Raw genomic sequence first — 22,723 nt, 5'->3', positions numbered from 1 at the left:
TTAAAATAGCTCTTTTTAATGCGGTTAATCGATTAAAAAAACGAGCTATATCATTAAAAATGAGATGTTCTAATGCTTTTTAGAGTGCGATTCGCTAATTTGTTTTAAGTACAAATCTTTGTAATATCCTTCAGTATTTACCAAAGTATCGTGAGTTCCTTCTTGAACAATTTTACCAGCATCTAACACTATAATTTTGTCTGCATTTTTTGATGCAGAGATTCTATGGCTGACAATTATGGTGGTTTTCCCCTTTGATAATTTATTTAAATTCTTAAGTATTTTCTCTTCGGTTTCGGTATCTACGGCAGATAGGCAATCATCAAACAATAAAATTTTAGGGTCTTTAATAATCGCTCGTGCTATTGATACTCGTTGCTTTTGACCTCCAGACAATGTAATACCCCGCTCACCTAAAACGGTATCGTAGCCCTTACTAAAGTTACTAATATTACTGTGCACCTGCGCATTTTTTGCAGCAGCAATAACCTCTGCTTGGGTAGCGTTTTCTTTACCAAACTGTATATTGTTTCTTATGGTATCTGAAAATAAAAAGGCATCTTGAGGAACGTATCCAATACTATTTCGTAAATCGATAAGATTAAGTTCCTTTATCTCGGTATTACCAAGAGTTATAGGCCCCGAATCCACATCATAAAGTCTTCCTATTAAGTCTAGAATTGTCGTTTTACCAGAACCCGTTTTTCCTAAAATGGCCAGTGTTTGCCCTTCATCAATACTAAAACTAACCTGTTTTAAAGCTTGCACATTAGTGTCGGCATAGGTAAAATTCACGTTATTGAAAACAATATTTCCACTTATTTCTGTCGAGCCCTCCGTATTATTTCTTATTTCTGGAACGATCTTTAAAAACTCATTAATACGTTTCTGGGAGGCTTCAGCTTGCTGTACAATTGAAGTTACCCAACCCACAGTTGCCACAGGCCAAGTAAGCATGTTCACGTAAATTATAAATTCTGCAATAACCCCTAAGCTTTCTATCTCTCCGTTTATATACTGTAAACCTCCAATGTAAATAACTAATAAATTACTAGTCCCAATAAGTAAGACCATCATAGGAAAAAACAGCGCTTGAACTTTAGCTAAATTAATCTGCTTTTCCTTACTTGCACTAGAAAGTGTTTTAAAGGTTTTAGAGGTTAAAGGCTCGATACCGTAAGCTTTAATAACTGAAATTCCACTAAAAGATTCTTGTGTGTACGTTGAAAGTTTAGATAAATACTGTTGTACTATAGTACTGCGCTTATGGATTTCTTTACTTAAACTATATATTACAACAGATAATACAGGTAATGGAACAATGGTGTATAAGGCCAACTTTGGGGCGGTACTAAACATGTAAATTAATACGATAACAAAAAGGGTAAACGTATTAATACTATACATTAAAGCTGGCCCAGTGTAGGTTCGAACACGCGTGACATCTTCAGTAATACGATTCATGAGATCACCTGTTCTATTCTGTTTGTAGAAATTTAAAGAGAGCCGCAGGTATTGCGCAAAAATTTCGTTTTTTAAATCGTATTCAATATATCGCGACACGGTAATCATGGTTTGACGCATAAAAAAAGTAAGAATACCAGCAATTAAAGCCGCACCCAATATATAGAGAATAGCCTGTGTTAATTCAAACTTAAAAACATCTTCAGAAATAAGATTTTCTGAATACCGCTCTATGGCAACAAAAATTTCTTTTACATAACGCGGTGTAAACAATAAAAAAATTCTTGCAACAATAGTAATTATAGCCCCTATAATCAGGTTGGTTTTATATTTTAAAAAGTATTTGTTTAAATGCTGAAGTTCTTTCATTTATAGGTTTAATGCGATAACGCTTTTAATAAAACTGGTTTGTTTGTAATAAACAAGAAAAAAAGCTTAATGCTTTTCACCACAACAAAGATAAAAGATTAAAACCATTAATCAATTTTAGTTTTTGCTGATTAATAGCGAAACCAACTAAAATAATATTGCCATAAATAGTTTAGATATGCTAGCTATTATTATGAAAATAATATTATTTTTGCCGCTCGAAAAACTAATAACTTTCGTTTTAAATTTTAAAGTTCTTTGTAAAATGATGTTAAACAGAAGACATATTCGCGTAAAAGTAATGCAAACCTTATATGCGTTTAAAGGTGGGGAAAGTGCTGACTTTAGTAAAGACCAAAAGTTTTTGCTCTACAGCATCGATAATATGTATAATTTGTACCTACTGCTAATGGCTTTAATGGTTGAAGTACAAAAAAAAGCAGCCAGTAATTTACAAAAAAAACAAAATAAACATCTAGCTACCAAAGAAGATAAAGACCCTAACAAGAAGTTTGTGAACAATGAAGTATTGCTTATGCTTAAAGGCAATGCACAACTTCAAGCTCTATTTGAACAGCATAAAATAAACAATTGGAATCTCGATGACGAGTATGTAGACATTATCTTTAAAGACATTATATCTAGTGATTTGTACACCGACTATATGCAAACTAAAGTTTCTAGCTTTAAAGAAGATAAAGAGTTTATAGTAGATGTCTTCAAAGAAATTATTGCGCCAAACGATAAACTCTACGATTATATGGAAGATAAAAACCTGACTTGGCTAGACGATCTTCCTACAGTAAACACAACCATTTTAAAATTATTACGAAAAGTAAAACATAGCTCTGACGACGCTCATTTTACTCCTAAACTATACAAAGACCTTGAGGACAAACAATTTGCAATAAATTTGTTTAAAAAAACCTTATTAAATAAATCGGCAATTAATAAAGAGATAGAGCTAAAAACCCAAAACTGGGATGCCGATCGTATTGCAAATGTAGATTATGTTTTGCTACAAATGGCAATCTGCGAGTTGCAGCACTTCTCTTCTATTCCCGTAAAAGTAACGATAAATGAATATCTGGAAATTGCGAAAGAATATTCTACTCCTAAAAGTAGTATTTTTATAAACGGTATTTTAGATAAGTTGGTAAAAGAATATACGGTCAATGGCAATTTAAACAAAATAGGCCGGGGTTTAATGTAATTTCGCACTAAGATGCGTTATTAAAACCTTTTAATCGAAAAAATATTTGCTATTTTTGCTGCAAAAGAAAACATTTAAAAATGAAAAAAATAGTATTAGGACTTAGCGCACTGTGTTTAATTGCGCTTACATCTTGTAAAGATAATGCAGTTAATAAAATTGAAGAAACAAATTTAAAAGCTGCTGCAGAAAGAGACGCGGCCTCTTCAAAATATCCAAAATTAGAGTTTGATAAAACAGAACACGATTTTGGTGAAATTGAAGCAAAAAAGAATGTAGAAACCGTTTTTAAATACAAAAACACGGGTAATGCTCCTTTAGTAATTACTGGAATTAAAAGTTCTTGCGGTTGTACCGTACCAGAAGATTGGAGCAAAGAACCTTTAGCACCGGGAGATTCTGGAGAGTTTACTGTAAAATTTAATGGCGTAGGTCAAAATAAAATAACAAAAACAGTAACACTTACAACGAACACAGAAAAAGGTACAGAAGTGGTTAAAATATCGGCTTTTGTTAAGCCAGACCCTAATGTATCTGCGGCCGACAATTCTTAAAGTTGATGCATCGCCTAGCAACTAAGATAAGATAAGATAAGTCTATTACAAGAATATGACCACGAAGGTCATAACCAGAACTAATAATAAATTAAATAAAAACAATTTTAATGGGAGATTTAGGACAATTTATGCCATTTGTATTAATGTTTGTAGTTATATATTTTTTTATGATTGCACCGCAAATGAAACGCGCTAAAAAAGAAAAAAAGTTTGCTGCCGAACTAAAACGCGGTGATAAAATAATCACAAAAAGTGGTATGCACGGTAAAATTTTAGAATTAAACGATAAAGATAATAGTTGTGTAATAGAAACTATGTCTGGTAAAATAAAATTTGACCGTTCTGCAATTTCTATGGAAATGAGCAGTAAATTAAACCCAACATCTGTAGAAAAGACAAAATAAACAACCCTTATACTACAAAACAAAACGCCTGAAATTTTTTTCAGGCGTTTTGTTTTTAGTTAATAAACATGGCATGTGTTCCAGAGGAAAAAACATCTAAATCAATAATTTTATGTTTGCATAACTATTTTCTAATGCTTTTTCAACCTGTGCTTTGTCCAGCCATTCTACTTTAGTAATACCCTCCTCTTCTTGAGCATACAAATTGCCCTTAAAACTAGTTTTCATTTCAAACCAATAGGTAATTTTTATTTTATATCGTCCGTTACGTTTAAAAATATGATAGGTCGTTTCTAACGGTTTAGTAATTTCCAAACCGCAAACACCAGTCTCTTCAGTAACCTCACGAATAGCCGTGCTTTCAATAGTTTCGTTACCCTCTATTTTGCCTTTGGGTAAGTCCCATTTATTGTTTCGGTAAATAAATAAAATCTCGCCACGATCATTGTACACCTTACCCCCACCGGCAACCACATTGGGGAGCTTTTTTAAAAATTTTCGAAGTAACTTATCTTCATTCTTACCAATAAGTCGTACAGCTTTAACCTTCGATTTATTGAGCTTTCTAATAACTTCACCCATATCTACCGTTTTAAGCAAGTAATTTTTAAAGCCTTCCTCCTGCTCTAGTTTGGTAGTTAAAATAATAGGCTTATCGTTAAAAAAAATTTTGTGCATATAATTTGTACTTCATTTAGTGGGGGTAAAAATATCATTTTTAAACACATTTTAACCCCTGTTAAAAAAAATTATTTTATTCGTGGTTGTTCCTTTAAATAAAAATAAATTTATGCTTAGATTTGCGTATGATTTTTAATAAAGATACTGCTAGAAAAACCGCCGAAGTTTTATTGCAAGTCAATGCCATAAAACTTAGTCCGAAAGAGCCTTTTACCTGGGCCTCGGGATGGAAATCACCTATTTATTGTGACAACCGAATTGTGTTGTCTTATCCGCCTATTCGTAATTATATACGAGAAGTCATGGCCAAGCAAATCGAAAAACATTACGGTAAACCCGATGTTATTGCAGGAGTTGCTACTGGTGCCATTGGGATTGGCATTTTAGTGGCAGAATATTTGGGTTTACCTTTTATTTACGTAAGACCAGATGCCAAGGGGCACGGACGTAAAAACCAAATTGAAGGCTATATCGAAAATGGTCAGAATGTGGTCGTTATCGAAGATTTAATAAGCACGGGTAAAAGTAGTTTAAATGCTGTTAAGGCTTTAAAAGACGCTAACATAAAGGTAAAAGGTATGATTGCCATTTTCTCTTATGGCTTTAATGTGGCTTTAGAAAATTTTAAAAAAGAAAACATAGAATTGCTAACCTTAAGCAATTACGAAAACTTACTAGAACAAGCTTTAGCAACTAATTATATCTCGCAAAAAGAGTTAGAGATTTTAGCAGAATGGAATACCAATCCAAGCGAATGGACTGCAGAATGATAAAAAAGAAGTCTTTTTAGTTTAAAACTCTAATCAAGTACACACACGAACTAGTAGCAAAACTAAACACTATTATGAATTTAGAATCATCAAAAATAAACGTAAGTAAATCACCTCAAGAAGTGTTCGATTTCTTAGCCGATATAAAGAATTTCGAATCTTTAATGCCAGAAAATATCAGCAAATTTGAAGTTTTAGATACCGATAAATTTCTTTTTGCCCTAAAAGGCATGCCCGAAATTGTATTAAAAAAGAAAGAAGTTATAGCCCCAAATAAAATTGTTTTGGGTGCAGCTGGCGGGAAGTTAGATTTCTCGTTGGTTGGACATATTGTTGAGACAGAAAATAATTCTAGCGAAGTGCAATTGCAATTTAGTGGAGACTTTAATCCTATGATGGCGATGATGATTAAAGGACCAATAAGTAAATTTATTGAAACCTTAGCAACACGCATCCCAGAGTCCATTTAATACATTAAAGTGACTTCTTTAAGATCGAATGTTTTAAGAATTTCGTCTTCTAATAAAACTTTTAGCTCACCATACCTGGTAACACCAACAATAAATCCAGAGAAATACACACCTTCGGCATTTTTAAATGTTGAAGGTTTATTTTTTCTAAATAAATTCATTTCGTACGTATCCTTAACTTCTTCTTGCCCCCCATCTTGTAAAAGTTTGGAGTAGAATTTGGTGTTTTCGATGATGCTTTTTAAAATTTCATCTAAATTATAATGAACCCCAGTTATGTTTTTTAATGAAGAAGCCTGATGAAGGTTTCCAAATTTAGTTTGATTCACATTAATTCCAACACCCACAATTGTAGAGTTAAGTTTGTCTTTTATGACATTTTCAATTAAAATACCACAAATCTTTTTATCTGCTGACAAAATGTCGTTAGGCCATTTTACACTTAATTTAGGTATATTTAAAGATTTTAAAGTCTTTAAAACCGCTAAAGAAACCGCCATACTAATATAAAACGGATACTCTACATCCAGCTTACTTAAATCCTTAAACATACTAAACATGAGGTTCTTCCCCTTTTCAGAATTCCAAGAAGTCCCCATTTGTCCGCGTCCGTTTGTTTGATACTTTGCGGTAACTACGGTATAATCGCATACTACTTTGTTTAAAAGCATGGCCTTTAAATAAGAGTTTGTAGAGTCGATGGCATTAAGTTTGATTATACGCATTTACAAGTTGTTTTAAACCTTAAAAATCTTATGATTAATTTAAAGTATAAAGAACTAAAAAAATAATAACTTTGCACAAATTAAAATAAATTAATGACGAAAGAAAATACAAGTCCAGATGCGTTAATATCTGTGATAATAGATGGCATTGAAGATGTTAAAGGTAAAGCAATAAATATTTTAGATTTAAGAGATATTGAAAACACCGTTTGCGATTATTTTATAATCTGCGAAGGCAACTCAAATACACAAGTTAGTGCTATTACAAATTCAATTCAAAAAAAGGTAAGTAAAGAACTTAAAGATAATCCTTGGCACACCGAAGGTTTAGAAAACCTAGAATGGGTGTTAATAGATTATGTAAATGTTGTTGTACATGTATTTCAAAAACAGGTTCGAGAATATTATGATATTGAAAGTCTTTGGGGAGATGCAAAAACAACAGTTATAGAAACGAGTTACTAAAAAAATATGGCAAAAGATAATAAAAATTTAAACGAGAAGAAACCTAAGTTTAGCCCGTACTGGATTTACGGTATTGTATTAGCACTGTTTTTAGGATTTCAATTAATAAATAGTGGCAGCTATGAAGACGGTGGTACAATAACACCGGCCGAGTTTTTTAAATACGCTAAAGATAACGACGTTGAAAAAGTCGAAATTATCAACCGACGTGTGGCTCAAGTTTATCTAACCAGAGAGGCTCAGGAAAAAGAAATACATAAAAACTCTAAACCTAAAACATTTATACCCTCGGCAACGAAGTTACCTAATTATAAGTTCGAAATAGGCGATCTTCAAAATTTCGAAAATGATTTAAAGGACATTGGAAAGTACGATATCCTAAGTCTAGAAACCAAGGAAAACGTTTGGGGTGATCTTTTATTAGGCATATTGCCGTTTATACTTTTAATTGGTGTTTGGGTATTTATCATGCGCCGAATGTCTGGCGGTGCCGGCGGAGGTGCTGGTGGGCAGATTTTCAACATTGGAAAATCGAAAGCCAAACTCTTTGACCAAAACACCAAAGTAAAAACGAGCTTTAAAGATGTGGCTGGTTTAGAAGGCGCTAAAGAAGAAGTTCAAGAGATTGTAGACTTTTTAAAGTTTCCTGAAAAATACACAACTCTAGGAGGTAAAATACCTAAAGGTGCCTTACTTGTAGGACCTCCAGGAACGGGTAAAACATTATTAGCAAAAGCAGTAGCTGGTGAAGCTCAAGTACCGTTCTTTTCTTTATCTGGTTCAGACTTTGTGGAGATGTTTGTTGGGGTTGGTGCATCACGAGTACGTGACTTGTTTAAGCAAGCTAAAGAAAAATCACCATCAATAATATTTATAGACGAGATAGATGCTATTGGGCGTGCAAGAGGTAAAAACGCGATGTCTGGAAGTAACGACGAGCGAGAAAACACCTTAAACCAATTATTAACCGAAATGGATGGTTTTGGTACGAACACAAACGTTATTGTGCTTGCTGCAACCAACAGAGCCGATATTCTTGATAAAGCCTTGATGCGTGCTGGTCGATTCGACAGACAAATTTATGTCGATTTACCAGATGTACGCGAACGTAAAGAAATTTTCGAAGTCCATTTACGTCCGCTAAAAAAAGCAGAGAATTTAGATTTAGATTTTCTATCAAAACAAACTCCAGGTTTCTCTGGTGCCGATATCGCTAACGTTTGTAACGAAGCGGCCCTAATTGCAGCCAGAAATGGCAAAAAAGCAGTGGACAAACAGGACTTTTTAGACGCTGTTGATAGAATTATTGGTGGTCTAGAAAAGAAAAATAAAATTATTACACTAAGCGAGAAAAAAGCAGTTGCTTTTCATGAAGCCGGACACGCCGTTGTAAGCTGGATGCTTGAGCACGCTGCACCTTTAGTTAAAGTAACTATTGTGCCTCGTGGCCGATCATTAGGTGCCGCTTGGTATTTACCAGAAGAACGTTTAATTGTTCGAACCGAGCAAATGCTTGACGAGATGTGTGCTGCCCTTGGCGGTCGTGCTGCAGAAAAAGTAATATTCGATAAAATTTCTACTGGCGCTTTAAGCGATTTAGAAAAAGTTACCAAACAAGCACGTGCTATGGTGACCGTTTACGGTCTTAGCGATAAAGTAGGTAACTTAACTTATTATGACTCTTCCGGACAAAACGAATTTGGTTTCTCGAAACCCTATTCTGAAAAAACCGCAGAGTTAATCGACGACGAGATATCTGCTATTATAGAAGAACAATATCAAAGGGCAATTAAAATTCTTGAAGAAAACAAAGACAAGTTAACAGAACTTGCCGAAGTGCTTTTAGAAAAAGAAGTTATTTTTAAAGATAATCTTGAGAAAATATTTGGGAAACGTCCTTTTGAAAAAGAGACGCCTATTAAAAACACTGAAGTAAAAACGGCTACTAATAACACAGTAGAACAAGAAGCAGGACAAGAAGAAGAATCTATAAAACACGATAGTCCAGAATGACGAATGAAGCCTTAAGCTTGCTTTATTATAAATAGCCTTTTAGTAAAAATCTTAAATTAAACCTTAGTTTAGTTTAAGATTTTTTATATTTGATAAGTTCAAAGAAACAAGCTAATAGTAATATTTTAAATGAGTCTTTTCAGAAAAATTTTTGGTAAAAAGTCCGATAGCGAACAGAAAGAAATAAAATCTGACGATAGAGGTAAATACATGCCAGAGATAAAATTACCTATAGATGAAAGGTTTACTATAAATTTTAAAGCCAATGGTGGTAAATTCTTATATTGTGAAGATTTAAACGAAGTTTTTAAAAATTTAGAAAGTATACTTCTTGAAAACCAGTGGAAAAATAAAAAAGTACTTTTGTTGAATGCGTATTTGAAGGATAAATTTAAAGATTGTGATTTAAAAATAACTTCCCAATTAAGCGAGTCTACATTTTTCTTAACCACCTGCGAAAATTTAATTGCTAACGATGGCTCTCTTTTAATTTCATCCAAACAAATATTTGAAAAAAGACTCATCGAGCTTCCTGTAAATTTCATTGTATTTGCAACCACCAGCCAGATTGTAGAAAGTATAGGTGAAGGGCTACGCGGCATAAAAGCTAAAAACAAAACCAAAATCCCAACTAATATCACTGCAATAAAACATTTCAAGTCTGAAGAAGATAAAGATTTCTTAAGTTACGGCAGTAGTGCAAAAAACCTTTACTTACTCCTTCTAGAGGATTTATAAACAGATATGAGAGAAACTTTAATACGGGCAGCCTCTGGTTTGCTCTACGTTATTTTGTTAATAGGTAGCTTATTTAATGCACATGCTGTAATCATTCTGTTCTTTATTTTTGGTTTAATTTGTATTGCAGAATTTCAAAAACTCACACAGGTTAAAAGCTATTTTTTTTATGTCAATTTCAGTCTGCTTTATCTCATCTTTGGCTATTGGCCATATCTATTTAAAAGCCAAGTTGGACTAAACGAAGCTTCACTAATTTTATTATCAGCGACCATTTTGGTGCAACTCTTACTAATTCAAAATTTGTTTTCAACAAAAACAAAAAAGTACTCTAAATTTAAAGCCTACATATACACGACACTTTATGCATCGGCCCCTTTTGTGTTTTTGGTATTAATTGCAAATTACTCCTCTGTTTTTAACCCCATTGTTCTTTTAAGTTCTTTTATTTTAGTTTGGGTTAACGATTCCTTTGCTTATTTGGTTGGAAAAAATTTTGGAAGACATAAATTATTTGAAAGTATTTCACCCAAAAAAACCATAGAGGGCTTTTTAGGCGGTTTATTTTTTTCCTTTATTACAAGTTATTTTATTGCTACCTTTACCGAGACATTAACTATGGTGCACTGGCTTATTTTAAGCCTTATTATTAGTGTTTTTGGCACCCTAGGAGATTTAGTAGAATCTAAATTTAAGCGACAATCTAATGTTAAAGATAGCGGCAATATTATGCCAGGACATGGCGGTTTGTTAGATAGACTAGATAGTATTATTTTCGCCGCTCCATTTATATATTTATTTTTAAGAATTATACAATATGTTTCATAAAGAAGGTCATAAAATTATTTTTGCAACACTCGTAATTGTTGTATCGTTATTCTTTCTAGTAGACAGTTTTGTCTCTATTTATTGGTTAAGAACACTTATTTTAGTGTTAATATTAGCTTTTTTAATAATTGTGCTCCAATTTTTTAGAAATCCCAAACGCCATACAAAACCTAATGATAAACAAGTACTTGCTCCAGTAGATGGTAAAGTGGTTGTTATTGAAGAAGTTTTCGAGAAGGAGTATTTCAAAGAAAACCGAATTCAAGTAAGTGTATTTATGTCCCCAATAAATGTGCATGTAACACGATACCCTATTAGCGGTGAGGTTGTATTTAGTAAATACCATCCTGGAAAATTTTTAGTGGCTTGGCATCCTAAGGCCAGTGAAGAAAACGAACGAACAACTGTAGTTGTAGAAAATAAAACTTATGGTAAAGTTCTTTACAGGCAAATTGCTGGTGCACTAGCCAAACGTATTGTAAATTACGCCAAACAAAACGACCAAGCACAGCAAGGCGCAGATTCTGGATTTATAAAATTTGGATCGCGAGTAGATTTGTTTTTACCCATTGATACCAAAATTAAAGTTAAACTTAACCAGAAAGTTAGAGGTGGGGAAAGTATAATTGCAGAAATTAATGAGTAATAAAAAGTTAGATATAGAGTTTTTAGAAGCCGTAAACCGAGTAAATTCGTACACTGGTCTTTTTCCTGCTGATACGCTTTTAAAGTTATATGCTTTCTATAAAAGAGCAACAGACGATTATGGTCCTCCACAGAGTAAAAAACCCATAATTAACGCATTTAAAACTAATGCATTATTTCAAGCAAAAAATATTAGCAAAGAACAAGCAAAAAAAGAATACATTACCTTGGTAAATGATTATTTTTTATACCGGAAGTAAACTTTTTTTACATTTTTGTTTATCTAAAATAAAGCGATAATGGCATAGCACATTCCAATACTTGCTGTTTTTAGATACAAAGCTAATGCTGAATTCTATAGACTGAAGTAATTGGAAGTAAGATGTTTAGACACCAAGGAGAAAATAGGACTTTACAGCATAATATTCGAATAGCATCTGTGCTTTCTATTGTGGCTGGGATAGTAAATGTGACGGGGTTTTTGGCTTATAACCAACTAACAACCAATGTAACCGGGCATTTTGCGCTATTCATTAACGACGTTGCTAATTTGAAGTTCTGGCGAGGTACTGTCTATTTTCTGTATATCTTTTCATTTCTTTTTGGTTCTTTTTTTTCTGGTTTTCTTATTGCAAAATTCAAAGAGAACAAACGATTAAACGTATATTTTATACCCATATTAATTGAATGTTTGATTTTAATTTCAATCGGTCTACTAAGTAATTTTATAGCGTTAAAATATACTGATATAGTTGTTTGTTTGTTACTTTTTGCTATGGGACTTCAGAATTCCTTTGTAACCAAAATATCAAATGCTGTAGTGAGAACAACACACCTAACAGGCTTATTTACCGATTTAGGCATTGAACTGTCTCAACTTTTCTTTCCAAAATTATACACCAATAGAACGCAGCTAAAATCCAATATTAAATTAAGAATTTATATTATATCCTTCTTTTTTTTAGGAGGCTTTATTGGAGGTTATTTTTATTCGGAGTTAAACTTAAAAATAAACACTTTAATTTTTGGCGGGCTAATCTTACTTTTAAGTTTGCTCTATGACGACATGGAGGATGCCCTAATTAAAAGACTAAAAGAGTATAAAGAGCGAAGAAAAATATAGGACTATTCTAAATTTTTTTAATTAATTGTAAATCAAGTTAATTTTATACAATATTTTATTCTGAAGTTTATAATAGCTTTTAAATCAATCGATTAAAGTTTTTGTGCAAATCGTCTTAAAAACTCGATGTTAAGAAGCTTTATTGTACTACTACCTAAAGGTAATTTACTGAAATGTGTTTCAATAAAAACAGCTAATCGTAAAAATAAATTTCATGATTAGCTGTTTTGTTTTTTAAGCTAAAATATTTTTCAAATACAATAAAACCTTATACTATCTTACTTCAAACTCGCCAAACTCGCTTTTAAAGTTTCAATTTTAGCCATAGCATCGGCTTCTTTTTTCTTTTCGCTGGCCACAACTTGTTCTGGTGCACCTGCAACAAAACGTTCATTTGAAAGTTTCTTTTGTACCGATTTTAAAAAGCCTTCAGTATAACTTAACTCATCGGTTAGTTTTTTAACCTCTGCTTCAACATCAATATTCCCTGCCATTGGCACAAAATATTCGTTAGATTTTACTCTAAACGTTAGCGCCCCTTCAATAGGCTCGTCTACATAATTAACCGTTTCAAGATTACCTAATTTCGCTATAATAGCATCAAAGGTCTTACTCGCGTTTTCATTATTAATGACAGAGAACCCAATGGCGTCTTTAAAAGCAATGTTTTTCTGTTTTCTAATGGTACGGATACCAGAAATCACTTCGGCTGCAAAATCAAATTCGGAAATAAGCGCCGTATTTACAGTTTTATTTTCTGGCCATTTTGATACAATTAGAGCTTCTTCTGGTGTTCTTTTGGTTATATGCTGCCAAATCTCTTCAGTTAAAAATGGCATAAACGGATGTAATATCTTTAAATTATTTTCTAGAATCGATATAGCGGCATCGTAAGTTCTCTTATCGATGGGTTGCTGGTATGCTGGCTTTATCATCTCTAAGAACCAGCCACAGAAATCATCATAAATTAACTTATACATACTCATTAAAGCATCGCTTAATCTGTATTTACTGAAATGATCCTCAATCTCGATTAAAGCTTTTTGAAATTTAGCTTCAAACCAATTTATGGCGATAGCACTCGACTTTGGTTGTTCAATATTGGCCACTTCCCAACCGTTAATTAGCCTAAAGGCATTCCAGATTTTATTGGCAAACCCTTTACCTTGGTTACATAGGGCTTCATCAAACATGAGATCGTTTCCTGCGGCAGAGCTCAATAAAAGTCCCACTCGAACCCCATCGGCACCATAGGTTTCAATAAGGTTTAAGGCATCTGGCGAGTTGCCTAAAGATTTACTCATTTTTCGACGTTGCTTATCGCGTACCAAACCTGTTAAATATACATTTTCGAAAGGTCTCTCGCCTCTATATTCGTAACCAGCAACAATCATTCGTGCTACCCAGAAAAATAAAATATCGGGTCCAGTAACCAAATCGTTCGTTGGGTAATAATAGTTTATGTCTTCGTTTTCGGGGTTTCTAATGCCATCAAAAACACTAATTGGCCATAACCATGAGGAGAACCAAGTGTCTAAAGCATCGGTTTCTTGTTTTAAATCTTGTATTGTTAGTTCTTGATTGTTGGTCTTTGCTTTAGCTTTTACTAAAGCCGCTTCAATAGTTTCGGCAACTACGAAATCTTCTTTACCGTCGCCATAATAAAAAGCGGGAATTTGTTGACCCCATATTAACTGACGCGAAATGTTCCAATCGCGCACATTTTCCATCCAATGGCGGTAGGTACTTTCAAACTTTTTAGGGAACAGTTTAATTTCTGGATCTTCCCCTAAAACAGCTTCTAAAGCTGGTTTAGCCAACTCTTGCATTTTTAAAAACCATTGATCGCTTAAACGTGGTTCTATAACAGCATGTGTACGCTCGCTTGTACCCACTTTATGGGTAATCGCTTCGGTTTTTACCAAAACACCCATGGCTTCAAGCTCTTTGGCGATATCTTCTCTGGCTACTACCCTATCTTTCCCTTCATGATGCAATCCGTAACTATTTAAGGTCGCATCATCATTAAGGACGTCAATAATTTCGAGATTGTGGCGCTCGCCTATTTCTTTATCGTTAACATCGTGTGCTGGGGTTATTTTTAGGCAACCAGTACCAAATTCAATATCTACATAATCGTCTTCAATAATAGGAACAACCCGATTACAAATAGGTACTATTACATTTTTACCTTTTAGATTTGTAAAACGTTCGTCTACGGGATTAATACACACTGCGGTATCGCCTAAAATGGTTTCAGGACGTGTGGTTGCAATAGTTATATAATCGTTCTCACCTTCAATTTTGTACTTCACATAGTACAATTTATCGGTACGTTCTACATGGTTTACTTCTTCATCAGACAAGGTAGTTTTGGCTTCAGGATCCCAGTTTACCATGCGATAGCCGCGATATATATGACCTTTTTCATACAAATCAACAAAAACCTTAATTACGGCCGCGCTCATATCCTCATCCATGGTAAATTTTGTGCGGTCCCAATCACAAGAACATCCCAATTTTTTAAGTTGCTCAAGTATTACGCCACCGTATTCGTGAGTCCAATCCCAAGCATGTTTTAAAAATTCATCACGAGACAAATCATTTTTATCAATGCCCTGCTCTTTAAGTTTGGCCACAACTTTAGCCTCGGTAGCAATCGAGGCATGATCTGTACCAGGTACCCAACAAGCGTTTTTGCCTTGTAAACGTGCACGTCTTATTAATACATCTTGAATGGTATTGTTAAGCATGTGCCCCATATGTAATACACCGGTAACATTTGGTGGAGGAATTACAATGGTATACGGTTCTCTTTCGTCGGGCTCTGAGTGAAAATAATTGTGTTTCATCCAGTAGTTGTACCACTTACCTTCTACCTCTCTAGCATCGTATTTTGATGGAATTTGCATACTTTGGAATAGTTTTTGAACATTAATCTGCAAAAGTACTTATATTTCTTTTTCTGTGAAAGTTATAATGCCTAATGATCGTGATGAATTTTAAGCATTTTCATAGATGTTTAGTGAAAATATTTGGTACTTTATTAAAAGTTGAGGGTAGACACTTTAATGGTAATATGACAATAATTTTTGTATGTTGTGTAAAAAGTGAGTATGTTTGACATGAATTTAAAATTAAAAAGTAATGAAACATTTAATTACAATTTTATTTATCGGTCTGATTAGCCTCTCAGTAAATGCTCAAGATAAAGTAGCAAAAATTGAGTTTAAATCGGACACCATTGACTACGGAACAATTGAAAAAGGTGCCGATGGCCTAAGAGTTTTTGAATTTACAAATACAGGAGATGCTCCTCTTATAATTTCAAGAGTTTCCTCAACTTGTGGCTGTACTATACCTGAAAAACCTGAAGGTCCAATTATGCCTGGAGAAACTGGTAAAATATCTGTAAAATACGATACTAACAGAGTAATGCCTATAAGAAAAACAATAACTGTAATCTCTAACGCCGAAACACCTACAGTGGCTTTAAAAATTAGAGGGTTAGTTGTAGAATCGAAGAAATAAGCCAGCTAAAAATACTGGTTTTAACAAAAAGGTCTGCGTTTTTAAAACACAGACCTTTTTATTTGAAAAAATCGACGAGATAAAACGTGAAATTTAAGACCATACCGTTACGTTCTACTTTCAGTTTCATTTTTTTTCCGTGCTCTGCAGAAAACATCTGTACCAATTCCTGCAAAGCGTATTTAAAAGCCGAATTTCCATTAATCGCTAAAATAATATCTCCTTTTTGTAGTCCAGCATGATAGGCTGGTGAATCTTTTCTAAGTTCGACAATTTTATAGGCTGGTTTTAAAGTCAATTTATATCCAGTATCAATTACAATTCGTGTTCCGTTATTGTGATTGTCATTTGCTAAAGCATTTCTATTTACTACAGAACGGTCGCTTTCCTTTACCAATCTCACACCACTATGGGCTATCTCAATGCCACTTTTGTTATATCTAAAAGCGTCTTTAAAATAATTGTTTTTTTTAAAAGTTACTATGGCATTCCTATAATCGAAAATAACATTAAATCGTTTTAAAACATTACCAGCTAAGGTTCCATTTCGGCCCGTTATTTTTTTTGCCAACACAATAGAATTCGGCTCTGGATAAGCCACATTGGCATTTTTAAGCTTATACTTATTTAATATTATTTCGTCTATTTTAGAGCGTTTACCATAAACACTGCCACTAAGTCCGTACCCTAAAAAATCATTAAAATATTTCTTGTCGGACACAATACCTAGGGAATCATTTTCGAATAACCATAAGGAATCACTACCACCAGAATCAATAAGGAGTTTTACGGGAATTTGCCTGTCGTTAATACTAACTTTTACATTAATATAGGGTTTATTATTAAAAAACTCTAGTGGAAATTTTACACATTTTTTGCAGGTTTTATATTGGAACTTATTAGGTGCTGTAACCCTTATAAATTTATTGGCATAATTAATCTCTACAATCAAATCTTTAAACAAATCGAAACCTAAAATACCATGAACAGGCACACCCAATCTAGGCGCAAAATTTAAATTACTTTCGTGTATGGCATATAAATCTTGGTTAAACTTAATGGCATCCCCAATTTTAAAAACATTATTTTTAGATCTGTACGCTTCAACTAAAGTGCCTTCACCAAGTCCTCTTAAAAATATTTTTTTTGCATTTTTTATTTCCAAGGTGTCGGAAACATTTATAAAATTGAAAACTATGGGTTTGCTAACCCCAGTATCTAACAAAAATGATAGCGTTACACCATTAATTTCCACAGGAATAATGATTAAATTATTTATGAGCTGAAATTTTATTTTGTCAGATCCCTTTTTATTTTGAACTACAAATTTCCCTTGAGCGTAGGTGAAGTTACTCAGGCATAAGAAGATTAAAAAAAGCGATAAGCATTTACGCATTCAAAATTTTCTTATTAATTTACAACAAATTAAGACATCTTTCATCTTTTATAATGGTTTTTAAATAAACTTTAAGATAATTTTCTCAACTTTGCTAGTTAAACTTTATTTTCATGCCATCAATATCTAAAAAAGGGCAATTAATGCCTGAGTCTCCAATACGAAAACTCGTTCCATTTGCAGAACAAGCTGAAAAAAATGGAAAATCTATTTACTATTTAAATATTGGACAACCCGATATAAAAACGCCAGAAATCGCCATGCAAGCGGTAAAAGACAGCAATATTGAGGTTTTGGCTTATTCGCGTTCTGAAGGCTCTGAAGTTTACAGAGAAAAAATTTCAGATTATTATAAAAAACATGATATTACCGTAAAACACGACGATATAATCGTAACTACTGGTGGCAGTGAAGCCTTATTGTTTGCTTTTGGAAGTATTATGGATGTGGATGATGAAATTATTATCCCAGAACCATTTTACGCTAATTATAATGGGTTTTCAAGAGCATCGGGCATACAAGTTGTTCCTGTAATATCTAAAATTGAAGATAATTTTGCCCTACCTCCAATTGAAGCTTTTGAAAAACTAATTACTCCAAAAACAAAAGCTATTTTAATTTGTAATCCAGGCAATCCAACAGGCTATTTATACTCTAAAGAAGAAATTAAAAAACTTGCTGATATTGTTAAAAAACACGATCTGTTTCTAATAGCTGATGAAGTTTATAGAGAATTTACTTACGATGGTGTTTCGCATTACTCAATTATGCAAGAAGCAGGTTTAGAAGACCATGCTATTATGATAGATTCTGTTTCTAAGCGCTACAGCATGTGTGGGGCACGAATAGGCTGTTTGGTATCTAGAAATAAAGCAGTTATACAAACTGCTCTTAAATTTGCACAAGCACGTTTAAGTCCGCCAACACTAGCACAAATTGCAAGTGAGGCCGCTTTAGAGACCCCACAAAGTTATTTTGATGACGTAAAACAAGAGTATACAGAAAGAAGAAATACTTTAATTACCGAATTGCAGAAAATAGAAGGTGTAAAAGTGGCCAAACCTAAAGGTGCCTTTTATTGTATTGCCGAATTACCTGTTAAAAATTCAGATCATTTTGCGAAATGGCTTTTAGAAGATTTTGATGTGAATGGTGAAACGGTTATGGTAGCTCCTGCAGCAGGGTTTTACTCAACTCCTGGTGAAGGATTAAACCAAATACGAATGGCCTACGTACTTAATAAAGAAAGTTTAATTAAAGCCGTAAACATTATTAAAGAGGCTTTAAAAATTTACAAAGACTAGTGCAAATTTCAAAAAACATATCGCTAAAACCGTACAATACTTTTGGTATTGATGTTCTTGCAAATCACTTTGTAACAGTTTCCAGCATTAACGAATTAAAAACCGTTTTAAAATTAAAAGACTACCCGAATAAATTTGTGCTAGGTGGTGGTAGTAATATGTTGCTTACTAAAAACATAGAGGCCCTCGTAATTCATGTTAACCTAAAGGGAATTTCTATTATTTCTGAAGACGAAAATACGGCTACCATAAAAGTAAATGCTGGTGAAAACTGGCATGAGTTTGTCCTGTGGAGTTTAAAACATGATTTTGGAGGACTTGAGAATTTATCGCTAATTCCCGGTAATGTAGGTACTGCTCCTATTCAAAATATTGGGGCTTATGGCGTAGAATTAAAAGATTCTTTCGTGTCTTGCGAAGGGCTGTGTATAGAAACTCATAAAATTAAAACCTTTTCGAAAACCGATTGTGATTTTGGTTACAGAAATTCTATTTTCAAACAACAAGAGAAAGGAAAATACGTTATTGTTAGTGTTACTTTTAAACTCAGCAAAAAAGCACACCAACTAAATATAAACTATGGTAGTATTGCCTCTCAACTTGAATTAATGAATATATCAAATCCAACCATTCAAGACGTATCGAAAGCCGTAATAGCTATCCGCGAAAGCAAATTACCAAACCCAAAAGACATTGGAAATAGCGGCAGTTTTTTTAAAAACCCAATAATTACAAAAACGCATTACCTGGATTTAGTTAACAATTTCCCTGAAATTCCAAGCTACGTCATTTCGGAGAATGAGGTAAAAATTCCTGCCGGCTGGCTAATAGAAAAAGCAGGTTTTAAAGGTAAATGTTTCGGGAATTATGGCGTGCACAAAAAACAAGCATTGGTATTAGTAAATTATAGCGATGCCGATGGTTCGAATATCTTAAAACTATCTAAACTTATTCAGAAAACGGTGAAAAGACTTTTTAATATTTCAATTGAAGCCGAAGTAAACATCTTATAATCTAAAAGAAATTTCTAACTTTGACATTCTTATCAAACAAATCATTACCTAATAAACAAACTTATTTTGATTTCAGCCATAGAAAAAGACATTGTTAATCTTCTTGAAAAAGGAGATAAAAAGGCCATAACGTTATTGTACGAAAACTATGCAGATGCCTTGTACGGTGTTATTAAAAAAGTAATAGCTGAGGACGATATCGCCCAAGACGTATTACAAGAAACCTTTGTAAAGGTTTGGAAATATTCTAAAAAATACGATGCTAGCAAAGCTAAACTCTTTACATGGCTCTATAGAATTGCTTATAATACGTCTATTGATAAGGTAAGATCTTTAAAAAATAAAACAGAAAAAGAAGTCCAAATTGAAACTTCTACCGTATATAAAATAACGTCGGGAGAGTTAAATCAAGATGTTTTAGATATACAAAAACATTTAAGTAGTTTAGATGTAAAATATCAAATAGTAATAAACGCACTCTTCTTTGAGGGCATGACACAGCAAGAGGCTAGCGACGAATTAGACATTCCGCTAGGGACTATAAAATCAAGATTAAAAATAGGATTACGAGAATTAAAAAAAATTTACAACCCATAATAAACAACGTCATGAATGAGAAAATAAATACTTTTTTAAGTTCTGACCTTTTAGAAAGATATCTATTAGGGGATACAACTTCTGCCGAAACAGCGCAGGTTGAAAGCTACATAGCGAGATACCCAGAAGTACAGAACGCTTACAACGTACTACAACACCATTTGGAGATAGTGGCTAAAAGCAACGCTATTGAAGCACCAAAAAGTGTGTTAAATAATATTTTAGAAACACTGGATGACAAACCTGTTATAAAATTAAAGCCCACATACAAATACAAGAAATGGTATAGATTTTCTGTTGCGGCGAGTATAGCGGCTATAATTTTTGCCAGCACTTCGTATTTGTTTTATACGCAAAATTTAAAACTATCGAAGGAGAACCAAATTGTTGTTGAAGAAATTTTTGATTTGCGAGACGATATTGCACAAAACAACCTTAGATTAGATAGTGTGATGAGACAACTTTTAAATCTAAACAATCCAGAAACAGAAAAATATATTATTAAAGGAAACGAGCGTGCTAAAGATTTAAAAACGGTTGCTTACATAAACTCTAAAGAAAAAACATCTATGATTGATGTCGTTTCACTACCGCAATTACCAGAAGAACAATGCTACCAAATTTGGGCAGAGTTACAAGGAAAAATGGTTAGTTTAGGTATTTTAAGTGAAACCGACAGACAGCTTAAATCATTGCCTTACACAGAAGACGCTTTAGCTCTAAAAATAACTATTGAGCCTAAAGGAGGAAGCACAGACAATACAGCATCTTTAGATAATGCCGTAGCAGATATTACATTGCATTAATATTGAAATCATAGTAACTGAATTAAAAACGTTGTTTTAGAAAATACTAAAACAACGTTTTTTGCTTTTATATATGGGCTTATACCAAATTAGCCATGTCATGCCACATATAATTCGTTTACTCACATTTTTCTATGTTATAAATAGGTGTTCGTGATGTGCTTCGCAGTTCTTTTTCGCCCATATTTCGGTATAAAATAAAACCATAACTCAGGCTATGCTTTGATTTTAGCTCACGCCCATATTATAGTAAAATAATGAGTTCGTGAATCTGCGATTTCTATATCATCTGAACAAAAAATAATTCAAATTAATAATACGACATTTCAAAACTAAATTGGTATAATAAAGAGCATTATAGGTGTATTTAGAAATATTCGATGTGTTAAACGCTTTTAAAACTAAAGTTAAAAGCATTATCTTTGTATAACTTAAATTTTCGAAATGAAACTACTTTTAATAACTTTAATTATACTTGGTCTTGGAGTTGCTGGAATTGCTATAAAAATTTGGGCAAAAAAAGATGGTAAGTTTGCTGGAACCTGTGCCAGTCAGAACCCCATGCTAAACAAAGAAGGAGAGTCTTGTGGTTTTTGTGGCAAAACACCAGATCAATACAAAAACTGTAACGACGCTCAACACTCTTAGTTATTTACGGTTAATCTCAACTTTATACAACATCTGTATTGTTGTAATTTCGCTTTCAGTTATTTGGCATATTATATGAAACCAATTTTCTGTTTAACATCAAAAAATCCAACCTATGGTAAAGACCGATGTCGAAATTTTAAAAATATGCTTTCTGTCTGGAATGTTGTAAAATTAACTGATTTTTAAAATTGCATTTAATTAGCACGTACTGTTTTGTGCTATTCTTTAGAGCTCTTTCATATTAAAACCCAATTAACTATCTTTATAACCAATCTTACTTCAAAATCTAAACCTTGAAAATACAAGACGCTATAAAACAAGCTAAACAAAACGACCAAAAAGCATTCAATTATCTATTGGATAGGTTTTGGGATAGTGTTTATGGTTTTCAATTAAAACGTGTAGAGAACGAAAATGATGCTGAAGATATCACCATTCAAACCTTTTCTAAAGCTTTTGATAAAATTGATACTTTTGATGAGTCCTATAATTTTAAAACCTGGTTAATTGCCATTTCTAAAAACATACATATCGATTTGATTCGCAAGAAAAAACGTTCTATTTCTCAGGTTATTTCTAGAGATAATGGCGATGCCTTTCAGGTTGTAGACGAATCGCCTTCCCCAGCCGACAAACTAATTACAGAGCAACATTTAGCCAAATTACTCCGTGATATAAAAAAGCTAAAACCGCATTATCAAGAAGTTATAAACTTAAGATATTTTCAAGAATTGAGTTACAAAGAAATTTCTGCAGAACTTAAAGAACCTATAAATAATGTAAAAGTTAAGTTGTTGCGAGCCAAAAAATTATTGGCAGAAATAATTAACAAAAGTAACGATTAACCCCTCATATATATCCTTGAAAACCAAAACTTTGTTGGCATTTTCATTTGTCGAATTTAGATTAGTACGATTATAAAAAAGGAACATATTTAACAGGTTATATTCATCAGCATAA

At 33.1% G+C, this 22,723-nt stretch carries 24 protein-coding genes; 19 read left to right on the top strand and 5 right to left on the bottom strand.

The window, feature by feature from the left end; genetic code table 11:
* Positions 1-69 precede the first annotated feature (69 nt).
* Positions 70-1,833: an ABC transporter ATP-binding protein gene (locus FEZ18_RS12490; RefSeq protein WP_153268625.1), complete on the bottom strand. Its 1,764-nt coding sequence runs from the start codon at positions 1,831-1,833 to the stop codon at positions 70-72.
* 268 nt (positions 1,834-2,101) lie between these two features.
* Here FEZ18_RS12490 and nusB point away from each other — a divergent pair, with 268 nt between their 5' ends.
* The 3 genes from nusB (at position 2,102) to yajC (ending at position 4,007) form a co-directional block, all read left to right on the top strand.
* Positions 2,102-3,046: a transcription antitermination factor NusB gene (gene nusB, locus FEZ18_RS12485; protein WP_228122932.1), complete on the top strand. Its 945-nt coding sequence runs from the start codon at positions 2,102-2,104 to the stop codon at positions 3,044-3,046.
* A gap of 80 nt (positions 3,047-3,126) precedes the next feature.
* Entirely contained in the window at positions 3,127-3,600 is a 474-nt protein-coding gene (locus FEZ18_RS12480) for a DUF1573 domain-containing protein (protein WP_153268623.1), read from the top strand.
* A 110-nt stretch (positions 3,601-3,710) separates the two neighbouring features.
* Entirely contained in the window at positions 3,711-4,007 is a 297-nt protein-coding gene (gene yajC / locus FEZ18_RS12475) for a preprotein translocase subunit YajC (protein WP_153268622.1), read from the top strand.
* A gap of 96 nt (positions 4,008-4,103) precedes the next feature.
* Here the strand turns inward: yajC and FEZ18_RS12470 are convergent, their stop codons facing one another.
* Positions 4,104-4,685 (bottom strand): NUDIX hydrolase, encoded by a 582-nt coding sequence (locus tag FEZ18_RS12470; RefSeq protein WP_153268621.1) that lies wholly within the window; start codon positions 4,683-4,685, stop codon positions 4,104-4,106.
* A 128-nt stretch (positions 4,686-4,813) separates the two neighbouring features.
* Here FEZ18_RS12470 and pyrE point away from each other — a divergent pair, with 128 nt between their 5' ends.
* Both pyrE and FEZ18_RS12460 read left to right on the top strand, forming a co-directional pair.
* On the top strand, positions 4,814-5,458 hold the full coding sequence (gene pyrE / locus FEZ18_RS12465; RefSeq protein WP_153268620.1) for an orotate phosphoribosyltransferase: 645 nt from the start codon (positions 4,814-4,816) through the stop codon (positions 5,456-5,458).
* 74 nt (positions 5,459-5,532) lie between these two features.
* Entirely contained in the window at positions 5,533-5,928 is a 396-nt protein-coding gene (locus FEZ18_RS12460) for an SRPBCC family protein (RefSeq protein ID WP_153268619.1), read from the top strand.
* Here FEZ18_RS12460 and FEZ18_RS12455 read toward each other — a convergent pair.
* Entirely contained in the window at positions 5,925-6,653 is a 729-nt protein-coding gene (locus FEZ18_RS12455; protein WP_153268618.1) for a biotin--[acetyl-CoA-carboxylase] ligase, read from the bottom strand. The two genes, FEZ18_RS12460 and FEZ18_RS12455, sit on opposite strands and share 4 nt — an antisense overlap.
* A 93-nt stretch (positions 6,654-6,746) precedes the next feature.
* Between FEZ18_RS12455 and rsfS the strand changes: the two genes are divergently transcribed.
* The 7 genes from rsfS (at position 6,747) to FEZ18_RS12420 (ending at position 12,465) form a co-directional block, all read left to right on the top strand.
* Positions 6,747-7,118 carry a ribosome silencing factor gene (gene rsfS / locus FEZ18_RS12450; protein WP_153268617.1) on the top strand — a complete coding sequence of 124 codons (372 nt, stop codon included), beginning with the start codon at positions 6,747-6,749 and terminating at the stop codon, positions 7,116-7,118.
* A gap of 6 nt (positions 7,119-7,124) precedes the next feature.
* Positions 7,125-9,131 (top strand): ATP-dependent zinc metalloprotease FtsH, encoded by a 2,007-nt coding sequence (gene ftsH / locus FEZ18_RS12445; RefSeq protein ID WP_153268616.1) that lies wholly within the window; start codon positions 7,125-7,127, stop codon positions 9,129-9,131.
* Between the two features lie 129 nt (positions 9,132-9,260).
* A complete protein-coding gene (locus FEZ18_RS12440; RefSeq protein WP_153268615.1) occupies positions 9,261-9,869 on the top strand; it encodes an LUD domain-containing protein in 609 nt (202 codons plus the stop codon).
* A gap of 6 nt (positions 9,870-9,875) precedes the next feature.
* Complete coding sequence (locus FEZ18_RS12435; RefSeq protein WP_153268614.1) at positions 9,876-10,697, top strand: phosphatidate cytidylyltransferase; 822 nt, start codon at positions 9,876-9,878, stop codon at positions 10,695-10,697.
* Positions 10,687-11,343: a phosphatidylserine decarboxylase family protein gene (locus FEZ18_RS12430; RefSeq protein ID WP_153268613.1), complete on the top strand. Its 657-nt coding sequence runs from the start codon at positions 10,687-10,689 to the stop codon at positions 11,341-11,343. The genes FEZ18_RS12435 and FEZ18_RS12430 overlap by 11 nt, the downstream gene beginning before the upstream one ends.
* Complete coding sequence (locus FEZ18_RS12425; protein ID WP_153268612.1) at positions 11,336-11,602, top strand: acyl-CoA-binding protein; 267 nt, start codon at positions 11,336-11,338, stop codon at positions 11,600-11,602. Before FEZ18_RS12430 ends, FEZ18_RS12425 begins: the two co-directional genes overlap by 8 nt.
* A gap of 122 nt (positions 11,603-11,724) precedes the next feature.
* Positions 11,725-12,465, top strand: a complete 741-nt coding sequence (locus tag FEZ18_RS12420) for a YoaK family protein (protein WP_153268611.1) — start codon at positions 11,725-11,727, stop codon at positions 12,463-12,465.
* Between the two features lie 278 nt (positions 12,466-12,743).
* On the opposite strand, the gene FEZ18_RS12415 is transcribed toward FEZ18_RS12420, so the two are convergent.
* Complete coding sequence (locus tag FEZ18_RS12415) at positions 12,744-15,377, bottom strand: valine--tRNA ligase (protein ID WP_153268610.1); 2,634 nt, start codon at positions 15,375-15,377, stop codon at positions 12,744-12,746.
* 235 nt (positions 15,378-15,612) lie between these two features.
* Here FEZ18_RS12415 and FEZ18_RS12410 point away from each other — a divergent pair, with 235 nt between their 5' ends.
* Entirely contained in the window at positions 15,613-15,996 is a 384-nt protein-coding gene (locus FEZ18_RS12410) for a DUF1573 domain-containing protein (protein WP_153268609.1), read from the top strand.
* A 58-nt stretch (positions 15,997-16,054) separates the two neighbouring features.
* On the opposite strand, the gene FEZ18_RS12405 is transcribed toward FEZ18_RS12410, so the two are convergent.
* Positions 16,055-17,392 carry an aspartyl protease family protein gene (locus tag FEZ18_RS12405; protein WP_153268608.1) on the bottom strand — a complete coding sequence of 446 codons (1,338 nt, stop codon included), beginning with the start codon at positions 17,390-17,392 and terminating at the stop codon, positions 16,055-16,057.
* 113 nt (positions 17,393-17,505) lie between these two features.
* On the opposite strand from FEZ18_RS12405, the gene FEZ18_RS12400 reads away from it, so the two are divergent.
* From FEZ18_RS12400 to FEZ18_RS12375, 6 genes are all read left to right on the top strand, one after another.
* Positions 17,506-18,696 (top strand): pyridoxal phosphate-dependent aminotransferase, encoded by a 1,191-nt coding sequence (locus tag FEZ18_RS12400; RefSeq protein WP_153268607.1) that lies wholly within the window; start codon positions 17,506-17,508, stop codon positions 18,694-18,696.
* On the top strand, positions 18,696-19,709 hold the full coding sequence (murB, locus tag FEZ18_RS12395) for a UDP-N-acetylmuramate dehydrogenase (RefSeq protein ID WP_153268606.1): 1,014 nt from the start codon (positions 18,696-18,698) through the stop codon (positions 19,707-19,709). Before FEZ18_RS12400 ends, murB begins: the two co-directional genes overlap by 1 nt.
* 66 nt (positions 19,710-19,775) lie before the next feature.
* A complete protein-coding gene (locus FEZ18_RS12390; RefSeq protein ID WP_153268605.1) occupies positions 19,776-20,306 on the top strand; it encodes an RNA polymerase sigma factor in 531 nt (176 codons plus the stop codon).
* Positions 20,307-20,317: 11 nt separating this feature from the next.
* Positions 20,318-21,112: an anti-sigma factor gene (locus tag FEZ18_RS12385; RefSeq protein WP_153268604.1), complete on the top strand. Its 795-nt coding sequence runs from the start codon at positions 20,318-20,320 to the stop codon at positions 21,110-21,112.
* A 444-nt stretch (positions 21,113-21,556) separates the two neighbouring features.
* Positions 21,557-21,760 (top strand): membrane or secreted protein, encoded by a 204-nt coding sequence (locus FEZ18_RS12380; protein ID WP_153268603.1) that lies wholly within the window; start codon positions 21,557-21,559, stop codon positions 21,758-21,760.
* 296 nt (positions 21,761-22,056) lie between these two features.
* A complete protein-coding gene (locus tag FEZ18_RS12375) occupies positions 22,057-22,608 on the top strand; it encodes an RNA polymerase sigma factor (RefSeq protein WP_153268602.1) in 552 nt (183 codons plus the stop codon).
* Positions 22,609-22,723: the final 115 nt, after the last annotated feature.

The sequence above is a fragment of the Oceanihabitans sp. IOP_32 genome (genome assembly GCF_009498295.1).
Classification (GTDB): Bacteria; Bacteroidota; Bacteroidia; order Flavobacteriales; family Flavobacteriaceae; genus Wocania; species Wocania indica.
Note: the sequence above shows the minus strand (reverse complement) of the source record. Positions and strands in the feature narration are given on the sequence as shown.